Source organism: Sporosarcina luteola (assembly GCF_023715585.1).
Classification (GTDB): domain Bacteria; phylum Bacillota; class Bacilli; order Bacillales_A; family Planococcaceae; genus Sporosarcina; species Sporosarcina luteola_D.
This window is the reverse complement of record NZ_JAMBOK010000001.1, coordinates 1,682,270-1,696,187: the sequence shown is the minus strand read 5'-3', so window position 1 is coordinate 1,696,187 and position 13,918 is coordinate 1,682,270. Positions and strand designations below refer to the sequence as shown.

Sequence of the window (13,918 nt, the reverse complement as noted above, 5' to 3'; positions counted from 1 at the left end):
AAAGGCTCATTTTATAGAAAACTATTCCATTTGCTCGCCCGTAGTTTCTTCCTCCACCTCAGGCTTAGCTCGATAAACCAAGAAAGCCAATACAACTGCGACGATCGACATCAAAAAAGCAATAAAATAAACAAGCTCAACGCCAGCCACCATCGCAAAATCGATTGTTAGTGGATCTTCAGGCGTGGCCGAGCCTTCCAGAACCTTCATCTGCCTTGCATTCAAAATACTGATGAAAACAGAAACGCCAATCGCTCCGCCAACCGGCTGCAACGTTGACATGACTGCCGTTCCGTGCGGATACAACCGCTTCGGTAGCTGGTTCAATCCATTCGTCTCCGCAGGCATCATAATTGCAGAAACCGTCAGCATGATTAGAATATACCCGACGACAACGACCCAAACAGGCGTGTCGACCGTCAATCTGCTCATCATGAACATCGTTCCGCTCAACACAATCGTCGCCGGAATCATTAATACACGCGGCCCAAATTTATCAAAGAGAGCTCCCATGAACGGCGACATCGCCCCGTTCAAAATGCTTCCCGGCAATAGCACCAACCCTGCAGTGGCGGCGGTCAACGCCAATGGCCCCTGCATATAGACCGGCAAAATGATCTCCGACGCAAACATCGCCATGATGATAATCAAAAACATTAGGACGGCATGCGTATACATCGGATAGCGGAACACCCGCAAATCCATGACCGGCTCATCCAACTTCAATTGCCGCAGCACAAAAAGGATAACGCCAATGACGCCGACAATCATTGCAGCCAGCACATTCACACTAGCAAATCCATCCGCGCTCTCTCCGACTGAACTAAATCCGTAAACGATCCCTCCGAAGCCCAACGTCGAGAAAACCAACGAAATGACATCAATCTTCGGCTTTGTAACTTCGGAAACATTAACTAAATGTTTGTAACCAAACGCAATCGAAAACAACGCAAACGGAATAACGAGGATAAATAAATAACGCCAGCCGAAATACTCAACGATCACTCCGGAAAGTGTCGGTCCGATCGCCGGCGCAAACATGATGACAAGGCCAATCAACCCCATCACCTTCCCGCGGCGTTCCGGCGGGTAAATCAATAAGAAAACGTTGAAAATGATCGGCATCAGCAAACCGGTCCCAACCGCCTGGATCAACCGTCCGACAAGCAGAATAGAAAATGTCGGCGCTGAGGCGCTGACAATCGTCCCAATCGTAAAGACCGTCATCGTGCCAATAAACAATTGTCTTGTCGTGAACCACTGCAAAAGCAGCGCAGAAACCGGAATGACAATTGCCATCACAAGCATGAAGCCCGTCGCCATCCATTGCACAGTCGGCAATGAAATCGAAAATTCATCCATTAACGTAATAAGGGCGATATTCAATAAGGTTTCATTTAAAATCGCGAAAAACGCACCGATGATGAGCGACAGCATGATCGGGATAACTTTAACATTCGGATCATCCGCCAAGTACTCATATTTCTTAGGGTGCACAGTGTCCTGCATAAAAAAACTCCTCTCGTCTACCTAAATATTGTTAGCATTCTTCCGTGAAAGTAGTCGAAAAGAAGCTTGAAAATAAGAGGACAATAATAACATGCCAGTAGGCACTTTGCAATGCATTCATGGAATTACACACTTAAAACAGAAATAATAGTTTAATAGTTTGAATAAGGTGTAATAAAGTAATAGAAATGAAACACTCGAGAAAAATAAAGGATGTGCATCCAAGATGAGCTCAAATCGTAAAGCCGCACAGCTGCTCCAGACCAAGACGGACATCCAAAACTGGGGCGCACGCCGCGCTTCCAGGGTCAAGAAATATAAAACAACTTCCAGGCATGTCAAAGATTACATCGTCCTCGACTTCGAAACGACAGGCTTCCGCGCTGGCGCCGACCGCATCATCCAGATTGGCGCCCTTAAATACATCAATCACGAACAGATTGAATTCATCAACACATTCATTAACCCGGAGCGCCACATTCCGCTCACCATCACCCGGCTCACAGGCATCTCGAACGAAATGGTCCAATGGGCACCGACAATCGAACAAAAAATCGATGAACTCATCGAATTTATCGATGACCTGCCCATCGTCGCGCACAACGCCAGCTTCGACATGGGCTTTCTATATGCCCTCGACAACCTCGAAGGCATCGAAATTCCCGAATACACCGTCATCGACACCGTCAAACTCGCACGTAAAGTCATCACCGAAACGCCGAACCACAAACTCGGCACACTGGCGAAGCACCTCCAACTTGAACACGACGCCCACGACGCAATCGGCGACTGCCTAGCCACTGCCGCCATCTACCAATACTGCACCCAATAAAGCCGCCGTGCCTGGCGGTTTTCTTAATGAAAAACGCATAACCCCCTCCAGAAACGCATAAATCTCCACTTTCACGCATAAAGCCATAAACTCACGCATAAACGTCTGCAAAAACTCATAAATACTCCTAATCACGCATAACGCCCATCATCAAACCCCTAATTTGTCAAAACCATTCAGCGCGATTCGGAGCCGTGAACGATCTCCAGGCTTCCGCGACCTCTGTCTAAGTATTCAAATAACCAAGTTATAGTGATACTATTAAAGGACATAGAAAACATGTCAGGCTTGGGAAAGGAAAATAAATTTGAAGAAGCAGAATAGATCACTAAATAGCTCGGCTAAGCTGTTGGCATTTGTGTATGGCATTTTCATTTCATTCCCTGTCTATTGCATACTTGGGAACGCATATTACAAGGAGTATATAAGCGGTTTCGCATTTCTAGGTGCATTAATAGGTCTCATAGTGATCGCTGTAATTCCATTGATTATTTTCCGAAAAGATAAGTTTAAGAGCCTTACCGCCTGTTGGGTGATCGGATTATTGTCTCTCATTTGCGGTTATGAGTCTCGACTCCTGGAGTATGAGAGCAATACATATATTGCAGAGGTTTACAGAGAACCAGAGGAAATTATACAAAAATCCGGGATCTACATTTTGGCAATTGGGCTCAACGACATTCATTACGTGAAAGAGGAGAATGTCGTAAAGGATATTTACGAAAGAGAAGGTATTCAAATTTTTGATTTGCATAAAATTACAAATCAGGATCGGTACAAAAGTAAAACAAATGAAATAAAACGATTTTTAGGACTCGGCAAAGAGGATTTTCACGTAATGGGGCAGAATGTGAGAGGTTTTATTCGTGAAGATATTACAGTTATTAATGACTTTCTTAATCGTGAAAATCTCCATGGAGATAGTGCTGGACTAGCGTTAGGACTTTCCGCAATGGTCCATCAAGGCAGCTTGCACAACCGAATTCCAATCGGCGTCACTGGAACGTTAGAACCAGATGGAAGAGTCAATCAAGTGGGCGGAGTCGCATGGAAGATGATCATATCGGAACAAAAAGGTTTCCCATACATCATTGTTCCGAATGCAAATAGGGAAGAGGCGAATACTGCAAAAGTCCAAAATAATTTAGCGATTGAAATCTTACCTGTCCATCATATAGATGAGGCAGTAATGGCCATTAAGGAGCTTAATGCACGATAACAGAAAATAAGCCCTGATTAGATGTAATCGGGGCCCTTGCAAACACTCATAAATCTGCTGCACGCTCACACTCGCGCATACCGTCGCCAAATCACGCATAAACTCTATCAGTCAAACTAGCAAAAACCATTTTCAAACACCGAAATCATCCCAAAATCCACTTTTAAACGCCGAAAACAGCCCAAAACGCAATCTTCACCCAAACTATTCCATTTGCAAGCCAAGCAGTCTAAACTAAACATGAGGTGATGAAACATTGATCTACAAACAATGGACAATGCCAAACGAACTGAAAGCACTCATATCACTCGACAAACGCCTGCCGAGCAATCACGCTAAAAAGCACGCCGTCCAAAAGAACCTGCTCATCTGTCAAGCGGACTACAACGGCGAACTCGAATACGACGCACACATCATCGAATTCACGCCGGACTATCCGCACGCCATCCTCCACGACCTCTACCTGCAGCACGACGGCGCCTATTTTCAAATCGACTCGCTGCTCATTACGCCATCATCGATCACCATCGTCGAAGTGAAAAATCACAAAGACAAAACGGTCATCAAAGCGAACCCGACCCAGTTCATCCGCGTGTTCCGAAACGGCGACCGCAAACCAATGCGCAATCCATACACAGAAATCGACCGGAAAATCCACCTGCTCAAAAACTGGCTCGACAAACGAAGCATCCAAATCCCCATCGACGGCATCCTCACATTCGCACACACCAACGAACTCGCCATCGAACACCCGTCGCCTGAAATGAAAACAATGTTCACATACGATGCACCAGCACATTTCCATTCGCAAACAGTGAATGAACACATTCTCGATGGACATGCAATCCACAACCTGGCGCTCGCTTTACTCGAACACCAGAAAGAATACAATCCCTTCCCGCTGGCCGAACTATTCGACATCAACCCCGCTGATATTACGCCAGGTGTCATCTGCCCAGCATGCGACCGGCCAGGCATGAAGTGGGGGAGGGAAAAGTGGAACTGCGAATCATGCGGACACACCGGAAAAACAGAGCACCACCAAACCGTCCAAGACTGGTTCATGCTAATCAAACCGCAAATGACGAACCGCGAATTCCGCTACTTCACCCAGCTCAACAACCGAAACGTCGCCCGCGGCCTTCTCGGCAAATCCGGCCTGCAACTCATCGGCGAACGAAAAGCAGCTCATTATGTATTAATGAAAGATAAATCTTCCACTCCATAAAGAGCGCTCCCACCACGGAGCGTTTTTGCCTTTCCAATGATCAAATCCGCATAACTCCCGATCTCCACGCATACTCACTGCTAAAAGTCCATAAACTCTCCCCGATAAGCATAAATCAAAAGAATCACGCATAACGTCTCCAAAACAGCCCCTTAATTTGTCAAAACCATTCAGCGCGATCCACACTTTCTATTTATATAGAAGAAACTCCGCGCCCTCCCAACCACGCATAAATCCCTTCAAAAGCGCAAAAACGCCCCAAAAAGTCCATAACCTCCAACATCCACGCATAACTCCGCCGATTCCCGCATAACCGCCGCCATCCACGCATAAATCCGAAAACTCACGCATAACCGCCCGCCCACGCCCGCAATATCTACCAATCTCCAAATACCCCTCCCAAAAACAAGGAATTCCTGTATAATCAACCTCAAAGACATAAATCGAACTCCAAACAGAAAGGAGACCCTAAAATGCCCGCCAACAAACACGAATCGCCCGGCACGTACAAGCCCGATCCGCGATTCAAAATCGCGCACAAAGAAGCACTCATCGGCGTCGCACTCGCAATCTTCAATTTCATCTGGTGGTACGGCTTCGCCTACGGACTCGGCTCCCGCCCGCCTGAAGAATATACATACATCCTCGGCCTGCCCGACTGGTTCTTCTACAGCTGCGTCGTCGGCTTCATCCTGATGTCCGTCATCGTCATCATCATCACAAAATACGTCCTGAAAGAAGTCCCGCTCGACGCGGATCCATACGCGGACCCGAACGCAACAACAAAGGAGGAATCACCGCTAAAATGAACATCCAAGTCATCTTACCGCTCGCCATCTTCCTGATCGCGATCTTCGCCATCGGCTTCATCGCATCCAAACAGATGAGCTCAACCGGCGGATTCCTCCAAGAATACTTCCTCGGAGGACGCGAACTCGGTGGATTCGTACTCGCCATGACGATGGTCGCCACATACGGCAGCGCATCCAGCTTCCTCGGGGGACCCGGAACCGCCTACACAGTCGGCTTCGGCTGGATCCTGCTTGCCATGACCCAAGTCGTCACCGGCTATTTCGTCCTACTCATCTTAGGAAAGAAATTCGCCATCTTAGGACGCAAATACAACGCCGTCACGATGATCGACTTCCTGAAAGCGCGCTATAACAGCCCTGCCGTTGCAATTCTTTCAGCCATCGCCATCATCATCTTCCTATTCTCCGCCATGACCGCGCAATGGGTCGGCGGGGGACGGCTCATCGAATCGCTCACCGGACTCCAGTACACGACGGCGCTCTTCATCTTCGCGATTTCGGTCCTCGTCTACGTGACGATTGGCGGATTCCGCGCAGTCGCACTGACCGACGCCGTCCAAGGAGCCATCATGGTCGTCGGCACACTCATCCTGCTCATCGGCGTCATCATCGCCGGCGGGGGAGTCCCGGCGATCATGCAGGATCTATTGAATGAAAACCCGAGACTCGTCACGCCATTCGGGGCAGACGGAAAACTCACAGCCGCATACGTATCCTCCTTCTGGATACTCGTCGGCGTCGGCGTCGTCGGCCTCCCGCAAATGGCCGTCCGCGCCATGAGCTACAAAAGCTCCCGCGCCATGCACCGGGCACTCGTCATCGGCACCATCGTCACCGGCTTCATCATGCTCAACATGCACCTGATCGGCGTCTTTGCAAGACCCGTCATGCCGGGAATCACCGTAGGGGACAAAGTCATTCCGTTAATCGCGCTCGAAGTACTGCCCCCGTGGCTAGCAGGCATCGTCCTCGCGGCACCAATGGCGGCCATCATGTCGACCGTCGACTCGCTGCTCTTGCTCGTCAGCTCAGCGATCGTCAAAGACGTCTACCTGAACTTCATCAAACCTGAAGCAACTGAAAAACGGGTCAAACAGATAAGCATCGGCGTCACCGGCATCCTGGGAATTATCGTCTTCCTGCTCGCCCTCCAGCCGCCCGACCTGCTCATCTTCCTAAACCTATTCGCCTTCGGAGGACTCGAAGCCGCCTTCATCTGGCCGATCGTCCTCGGACTCTACTGGAAATACGGCAACAAATACGGCGCAATCCTCAGCATGATCACCGGCATCGCCAGCTACATCGCGATCCACTTCTACAACACGACTTTCGGCAACCTGCTCGGCGTCCACACAGTCACGATCCCCGTCGTCCTGTCCCTGATCGCCTACATCATCGGCTCCCTCGCCATCCAGCGAAAAGCATTCAGATTCTGAAATGAAAAGCGGACTCCCACAAACGAGAGTCCGCTTTCCCATCTCTAAAAACGCATATACTGAAAAACTCACGCATAAATCTTCCCACATACGCATAAAATCAAATTCTCACGCATAACTCCGCTGAATCACGCATAAACGCCATCAAACGCGCATAAACTCCTCCAATCACGCATATCGCCTTCAATCCAATACTTTTAATTTGTCAAAACCATTAGGAGCGAACAGGGGAGGGAAGCTCAAATTATTCCCCACGAACCCAAATAGCGACTAATCACAAATTCTCACGCATAATTCGCACCCCATATGCTAAACTAGAATCTATCGAAACCAAGAAAGAAGGCAACTAACATGTGGAAACTCTACACATTCCTCACCATCGCCATGCTCCTATGGGGTGCCAACCTCCCCATGCTCAAATACATGCTCACCTTCATGCACCCTGTCACCATGACCGCACTCCGCGTCCTAACAGCAGGCATCACCGTATTCATCATCCTCGGAGCCCTCAAAATCCTCCGCCTCCCAACCAAAAAAGAATGGACATACATCATCGGCGGAGCCGCACTCAACGTCGTCCTCCACCACTACTTCCTCAACATGGGCCTCTTCCGCACAACCGGCACCAACGCCAGCCTCATCCTCGGAACCGGCCCAGTCCTGACAGCAATATGCACAGCACTCCTACTGCGCAACTACCCGACCAGAGTCCAATGGATCGGCGCAACAGTAGGCTTCATCGGCATCGGATCCGTCGTCCTCGCAGGAGGCGATAGCTTCACCGGCCTCAAACTCGGCGACGCATTCATCTTTTTCGCTATCCTTGTACAAGTCCTTTCCTTTTTGATAATCGCTAAGGCGGCAAGGACGCTGGACCCAAGGCTTCTCACCGCGTACATGCTGACCGCCGGAAGCCTCTTGTTGTTTGTCATCAGCCTCATCCAAGAGCCCGGCGAACTCATCAAATACACAACCGTCCCGCCAAGTTTCTGGGTCGTCTTCGCCGCAAGCGCCATTTTCGCAACTGCGGTAGGGCATATGCTATACAACTATTCAGTCGGTCAAATCGGCCCCGCCAAAGCCGCAATCTTCATGAACCTGAACACACTCTTCTCCCTGGTAGGCTCAGCCCTCTTCCTCGGAGAAATCATCACCGGCCGACACCTGATCGGCTTCGTCCTGATCATCATCGGCGTCATCCTAGGCTCCGGCGCTGCCGAAGATCTATGGAAGAAACGCAAACTTAAACCCGAGCCGTCCTAAAGGCGGCTCGATCACTAACTCACGCACTCTTCCAAATACGCATAAATCCCTGCAAATACGCATAACTCCGCCAAAAGTTCATAACTCCTCTAATCTGACGCATAAATCTCTTCAGAAGCGCATAAACACAAAAATTCACGCATAAACTCCCTGAAATACAAAAAAGGAGTAGCAACTACTCCTTCTCTCAAACCGTCTTATAGAAATACTAGTTTCTAGGATCTACATAATCCGGGCAGTCAGTAATGATTGCGTCAACACCCATTTCGAATAGAAAGTCTGCTGCTTCTTGGCTGCGTACCGTCCATGAACCAATTTTCATTCCTAAGTAGTGACCGTCATTCACTAATTCCTCTGTCACAATTCCATAGCTCGGATTAAACCAATCCGCATATGTTGAAAATTCCTGTAAAGCATCCAATGTTGTGTCAGCACGGTTTGAAGTTAATACACCGATGGGAACTCGGGGAAGAAGCTGATCCATCATTTTCATTGACGTAAAATTGAACGATTGAATAATGATCTTCTCATTCTGTGGTTTATCGAGATTGCGTTCTAGTAATGCGTCTGCTACTTGTTCTTCAATACCAGGGTATAGTTCCGGAGCCTTTAACTCTACTAAAATTCCAATCTTGCCACGGTAACGATCAAGAATCTCTTCAAATGTCGGGATGTGTTCTCCTGCAAACTTTTCCCCATACCAACTTCCTGCATCAAGACTTCTCAGCTGTTCAAATGTCAACTCCCCGACTTGACCCGTTCCATCTGTCGTGCGGTCCACTGTTGTATCATGGATCACTACCAATTCACCATCGTTACTTCGTTGAACATCGATTTCAATATAATCAGCTTTCATCTCAACTGCGAGATCAAAAGCGGCAATCGTATTTTCAGGTGCATAACCTGTTGCACCACGGTGTGCTACATTTTCGACTTGTTTTCTCTGGCCTGTTGTTGGTTCTTCTGCTAGTTGACTGAACGGGTTGAATACTAACGATAAGGCTACTCCTGCTTCTAGTAGTAATTGTTTGCTCATCTTCTCCATCTCCTATCTAAATTAGATTCAACTCTAGTTTAGAATAGGAATGTTAATCTAATATGTAGATAGCTGTAGATATACATAAAGATAATGTTAACGAATTTCTACCATTTTCCCTACGATTCTTTACAAATCAATTTAATAGAAAAGTAATGCTATACTGCTAGGATTTATCCAAAACGGTCTTTGCCTATCCAGAAAATTCACCAAAGGATTGTCCTTCTTTTTATAGAATTTATTGAAATGAATTTTAACAAAAGGAAAACGCCAAGAAATGGCGTTTAACATCATCATCATTGATTACCTTGATTGTTTTTCATTTTTCCTGTTACTTTCTTTGCGGCGTTTTTAGCAGCATCTACAGTATACATTGCAATAATAATTCCTGTTGTTTCCAATGCAGATCCAGCTGTATTTTTAATGCCTTCCGCAACACTTTTATCATTTTGTTGATTTTTACCATTATGCTGATTAGCCATTACATTTCACCTCCTAAACAAGAGTAGGATATGTGTAATAGCATTATTTATCCGTGCAAATAACGTTCAGGACCTTTTCCTTATTAGCCGCAAGAACTACGTTTTCTTGCTCCCAATAAGATAGAGCACCGAAATAACAATCATAGTAGCTACGGAATAACTAAAGCCGATTAGGTGGAGGCCGGTTATGATTTAATCATCATTGGCGTAATCCTAGGCTCGGGCGCCGCCGAAGAACTATGGAAAAAACGAAAATCCAAACCCGTGCCGTCCTAAAATCGGCTAAACCAACTCAATTCCACATAAACACTTCCAAAAGTCCATAAACTCCTCCAAACACGCATAAATCCCAAACTCCACGCATAACCGCCGCCGTTCGCGCATAAATCCATCCAGAAACGCATAAACTCCCAAACTCACGCATAACGCCTCCAACGCAACCCCTTTAGTTGTCAAACCTATTCAGCGCGAGCAGGGGAGGGCAATCTCAGAAAACTCCCGCGCCCAACTCATCATTGCTAAACACCAAGAAAGACATATATAATTCAATGTAGAAAACCGTACTGGAACTAGGAGGTAAACAGATGGAAGTATTCGAAGAATTTCTAACGAAAATCGATAACCCGGAACAACGTGCGCGAACAGAAGAAGTGTTGACGTGGGTAAAAACGAAATATCCCGAACTGACGCCAGTCATCAAATGGAACCAGCCGATGTTTACCGATCACGGCACATATATCATCGGCTTCAGCGTATCCAAGCAACATTTAGCCGCATCCCCTGAACAGGTAGGCATTGACCACTTCTCAGAGCAAATCATACAAGCCGGCTACAAGCACACCAAAATGCTAGTCCAATTCCCTTGGAACCGTCCGTTTGATTATGAACTGCTCGAGAAAATGATCGACTTTAACATCTCAGAGAAAGCAGACTGCACAACCTTCTGGCGATAAAAAGCTTACTTGAAAAGTAAGCTTTTTTATTTACGCATAACCTCCAACTTTCACGTATAAATACTCCCCAAAGCTCATAACCGCTCCTAAACGCTCATACATCCACCTAGAAACGTATAAACTCCAAAACTCACGCATAACAAACCCCTAATTTGTCAAAAGCATTTATCACGACTATATGACGTTCAACACGAAATCCCTCCCGCGCCCACTAAATAATGTTTGTGAAAAGTTCGGTGCATAAGCGAATTTTTTCGGCGCAAAAAGAAAAACGCCAAAAAATGGCGTTTAACATAAGCATGTTCAATTATCTTGATTGTTTCTTCATGTTATCTTTCAAGTTCTTTGCCGCATTTTTAGTCGCGTTTACAGTCTTCATTGCAATATCTTCTGTTGTTTCCAAAGCATTATGAGCTGTCTCGAATGCGGAGCCAGCTGTATTTTTAATGCCTTCCGCAACGTTTTTATTATTTTGTTGGTTTTTCCCATATTGTTGGTCAGCCATGACGTTTCACCTCCTAAACAAGAATAGGATATGTAGTTCGTCAATAGTTATCCGTACATAAAAGCGAACAATAAAAACACACGCCGAGAAACGCATAAATCTCGAAAGACGCGCATAATCCCGCTCATAACCGCATAAGTCTCGAAACTCACGCATAACGCAACGCAACAACACAACAAAAAGTCTTTCTACAAATCTTTCATTTCTCATAGTGCAATACTCAGAACAATGGTAAAATAGTTATGAATCTTAAAACATCGAACAAGGGGGAAGAAATTTGCGCAAAACAGTTCAAAGCAAGAAGTTTCTAGCAACATCGATCATCGCAGCAGCAGTCGTGACTGCGGCAGGAGTTCCATCAGCTTCAGCTGCAACAGCAACATTTAAGGACGTATCAAAAAACTATCAAAATGCGGTTGATTTCTTGTACACGCACGGCATCTCGAGAGGATACACGCCTGAGCAATTCGGCACGACAGATTCAGTCAAACGTGCGGATGCAGCAGTTCAAATCGCAACGGCACTCGGGTTCGATGCTAGCAAAACATACAAGGATGCTGGCTTCAAAGACGTTCCTGTACGTGCGAAATGGGCAGTCAATGCGCTCGTCGAAGCGGGAATCATCGATGGCTTGAATGCCAACGAATTCGGCTCGGACGAGTTATTGACACGCAACCAAATGGCGAAAGTGCTTGCAAATGCTGCAAATCTTTCAATCGATAATAAGGTGAAGTCAACAAAATTCAAAGACGTCAATTCGAACTTCTCGAAATATGTCGAAGCGCTTGTGAAAGCAGGCATCACACAAGGGAAGACGGATACGAACTTCGGAGCGTATGATCATGTCACTCGTGGGGAAATGGCATTGTTCCTGTTCCGCTCCCAAGAAGGTCTTGGCTTCATCGACTTGATGGTCATGCATATGAACGACCACCATGCATATTTGGATCCACTTCCATACGTGTCAACTGTCGTCAATGAATTGAGAAGCCAACATAAGAACAATCTTCTTCTTCATGCAGGGGATGCATTCTCAGGCGATCTCTACTTCAACGCATTTCACGGGGAAGCAGACGTAGCGATGATGAACCAACTTGGATTCGATGCAATGACATTCGGTAACCACGAGTTCGACTTGGGAAGCACGAAGGAAGGGCATCAAAAGCTTTCGGAATTCATCAAGTCCGCTAAGTTCCCGTTCGTCTCAGCAAACGTCGACTTCTCGAAGGACAAGCTGTTCGACGGGCTGCAAACACGAAATGTAACGGAAAACTATAAAGACGGTCATATCTACAACGGTATTGTCATCAATGTGAATGGTCAAAAAGTCGGCGTATTCGGTCTGACTACTGAAGAAACGCCTACAATTTCAAGCACAGGCGAGGTGAAGTTTGAAAACTATATCGACCGTGCGAAAGCTTCAGTAAAGGCATTCGAAGATCAAGGTGTCAATAAAATCATTGCTTTGACACATATCGGATTCGACGATTCACTCGTCTGGGACAATGACCAAGAACTTGCGAAACAAGTTCAAGGCATCGACATCATCGTCGGAGGACATACACACACTTCCATTGGCGAACCAAAAATCGTGAACGAAGGCAAAGGTGTGACAATCATCGTCCAAGCACATGAATATGCGAAAGCGCTCGGCACATTGGACGTCAAGTTCAACTCCAAAGGTGAAATCTATTCACACGCTGGAAAGTTGATCGCAACTGATCCTACAGCGAAAGACTTCCCGATCGCCGCGGACAAAGAAGCAGCGAAAGTATTGGAGCCATTCACGGCGAAGGTGAATGAAATTAAAAAAGCATCCATCGGCGTCAGTGCAAAAGCTCTGCTAGACGGAAAACGGGATAGCGATAATTCAGGAGTCTCAAGCGTTCGCCATAATGAAACGAATCTAGGAAACTTAATGACTGACGCCATGCTTTGGAAAGCGAAGTCCATCAACGACAAGACTTCAATCGCAATTCAAAACGGCGGCGGTATCCGTACATCGATTGAAGATGGCGACATTACAACAGGAGAAGTACTGAAAGTTATGCCATTCGGAAACGCATTGGCAATCGTTGAACTCTCAGGCGCGGATCTTCTGAAAACACTTGAGCATAGCGTTGCAGCAGATGCCATCGAAGGTGGAAAAGGTTTGAAGGAGAGTGGTGCATTCCTTCACGTTTCGGGCATGAAATTCACATATGACAGCTCGAAAGCAAAAGGGGAGCGCGTCCAATCCGCCCAAGTACTTGAAGGGGACAAATATGTTGATTTGGATAAAACCAAAACATACTTCATCGCTACGAATTCATTCACTGCTAAAGGCGGAGACGGATTCGAACAGCTTGGCAATGCTTACAAAGCCGGCAAAGTATCCGAGCCAGGTTTCGTAGACTATGAAAACTTCATAGAGTATGTAAAGACGCTCGGAAAAGAAATTAATCCAACAATAGAAGGCCGCATCATCGATACAACTCTAGCAACACAACAAAACGGATTTAAAAAATAATAAAATAAAAAATGCTCTGCTCCTTTTCGACTGGAGTAGGGCTTTTTTGATAACGAATCACCATCCTTTTGCCCCAATCGCCTAAATGCGACCTAATGCATCTCTTTCCATACCCGTTCGGCACCCCTTTTAGA

General features: G+C 46.5%; 12 protein-coding genes. 8 read left to right on the top strand and 4 right to left on the bottom strand.

What is annotated here, in order from left to right:
- Positions 1-21: 21 nt before the first annotated feature.
- Positions 22-1,509 carry an MDR family MFS transporter gene (locus tag M3193_RS08290; protein ID WP_251626167.1) on the bottom strand — a complete coding sequence of 496 codons (1,488 nt, stop codon included), beginning with the start codon at positions 1,507-1,509 and terminating at the stop codon, positions 22-24.
- Between the two features lie 226 nt (positions 1,510-1,735).
- On the opposite strand from M3193_RS08290, the gene M3193_RS08285 reads away from it, so the two are divergent.
- From M3193_RS08285 to M3193_RS08260, 6 genes are all read left to right on the top strand, one after another.
- Positions 1,736-2,341 (top strand): 3'-5' exonuclease, encoded by a 606-nt coding sequence (locus tag M3193_RS08285; protein WP_251626158.1) that lies wholly within the window; start codon positions 1,736-1,738, stop codon positions 2,339-2,341.
- 307 nt (positions 2,342-2,648) lie between these two features.
- Positions 2,649-3,560 (top strand): S16 family serine protease, encoded by a 912-nt coding sequence (locus M3193_RS08280; protein WP_251626155.1) that lies wholly within the window; start codon positions 2,649-2,651, stop codon positions 3,558-3,560.
- A gap of 256 nt (positions 3,561-3,816) precedes the next feature.
- Positions 3,817-4,788: a nuclease-related domain-containing protein gene (locus tag M3193_RS08275; RefSeq protein ID WP_251626152.1), complete on the top strand. Its 972-nt coding sequence runs from the start codon at positions 3,817-3,819 to the stop codon at positions 4,786-4,788.
- A 473-nt stretch (positions 4,789-5,261) separates the two neighbouring features.
- Positions 5,262-5,597 carry a YhdT family protein gene (locus tag M3193_RS08270; RefSeq protein WP_251626150.1) on the top strand — a complete coding sequence of 112 codons (336 nt, stop codon included), beginning with the start codon at positions 5,262-5,264 and terminating at the stop codon, positions 5,595-5,597.
- The gene (gene panF / locus M3193_RS08265; protein WP_251626147.1) at positions 5,594-7,036 is read left to right on the top strand and encodes a sodium/pantothenate symporter; all 1,443 of its coding nucleotides are present in this window, start codon (positions 5,594-5,596) and stop codon (positions 7,034-7,036) included. The genes M3193_RS08270 and panF overlap by 4 nt, the downstream gene beginning before the upstream one ends.
- Before the next feature lie 351 nt (positions 7,037-7,387).
- Complete coding sequence (locus M3193_RS08260; protein ID WP_251626144.1) at positions 7,388-8,299, top strand: DMT family transporter; 912 nt, start codon at positions 7,388-7,390, stop codon at positions 8,297-8,299.
- 208 nt (positions 8,300-8,507) lie between these two features.
- Here M3193_RS08260 and M3193_RS08255 read toward each other — a convergent pair whose 3' ends face one another.
- Entirely contained in the window at positions 8,508-9,335 is an 828-nt protein-coding gene (locus M3193_RS08255; RefSeq protein WP_251626141.1) for a glycerophosphodiester phosphodiesterase, read from the bottom strand.
- Positions 9,336-9,631: 296 nt separating this feature from the next.
- Entirely contained in the window at positions 9,632-9,817 is a 186-nt protein-coding gene (locus M3193_RS08250; RefSeq protein ID WP_251626128.1) for a hypothetical protein, read from the bottom strand.
- A gap of 584 nt (positions 9,818-10,401) precedes the next feature.
- Here M3193_RS08250 and M3193_RS08245 point away from each other — a divergent pair.
- Positions 10,402-10,770 (top strand): iron chaperone, encoded by a 369-nt coding sequence (locus M3193_RS08245; protein ID WP_251626125.1) that lies wholly within the window; start codon positions 10,402-10,404, stop codon positions 10,768-10,770.
- Between the two features lie 307 nt (positions 10,771-11,077).
- Here the strand turns inward: M3193_RS08245 and M3193_RS08240 are convergent, their stop codons facing one another.
- Positions 11,078-11,275 (bottom strand): hypothetical protein, encoded by a 198-nt coding sequence (locus tag M3193_RS08240; protein WP_251626123.1) that lies wholly within the window; start codon positions 11,273-11,275, stop codon positions 11,078-11,080.
- A gap of 277 nt (positions 11,276-11,552) precedes the next feature.
- Here M3193_RS08240 and M3193_RS08235 point away from each other — a divergent pair, with 277 nt between their 5' ends.
- A complete protein-coding gene (locus M3193_RS08235; protein WP_251626120.1) occupies positions 11,553-13,784 on the top strand; it encodes a 5'-nucleotidase C-terminal domain-containing protein in 2,232 nt (743 codons plus the stop codon).
- Positions 13,785-13,918: the final 134 nt, after the last annotated feature.

What these genes read in the sequence shown, in the direction of transcription:
- M3193_RS08250 (WP_251626128.1), bottom strand. Translation starts at nt 9,817, where the DNA reads ATGGCTAATCAGCATAATGGTAAAAATCAACAAAATGATAAAAGTGTT.
- M3193_RS08255 (WP_251626141.1), bottom strand. Translation starts at nt 9,335, where the DNA reads ATGAGCAAACAATTACTACTAGAAGCAGGAGTAGCCTTATCGTTAGTA.
- M3193_RS08290 (WP_251626167.1), bottom strand. Translation starts at nt 1,509, where the DNA reads ATGCAGGACACTGTGCACCCTAAGAAATATGAGTACTTGGCGGATGAT.
- panF (WP_251626147.1), top strand. Translation starts at nt 5,594, where the DNA reads ATGAACATCCAAGTCATCTTACCGCTCGCCATCTTCCTGATCGCGATC.
- M3193_RS08245 (WP_251626125.1), top strand. Translation starts at nt 10,402, where the DNA reads ATGGAAGTATTCGAAGAATTTCTAACGAAAATCGATAACCCGGAACAA.
- M3193_RS08260 (WP_251626144.1), top strand. Translation starts at nt 7,388, where the DNA reads ATGTGGAAACTCTACACATTCCTCACCATCGCCATGCTCCTATGGGGT.
- M3193_RS08270 (WP_251626150.1), top strand. Translation starts at nt 5,262, where the DNA reads ATGCCCGCCAACAAACACGAATCGCCCGGCACGTACAAGCCCGATCCG.
- M3193_RS08240 (WP_251626123.1), bottom strand. Translation starts at nt 11,275, where the DNA reads ATGGCTGACCAACAATATGGGAAAAACCAACAAAATAATAAAAACGTT.
- M3193_RS08285 (WP_251626158.1), top strand. Translation starts at nt 1,736, where the DNA reads ATGAGCTCAAATCGTAAAGCCGCACAGCTGCTCCAGACCAAGACGGAC.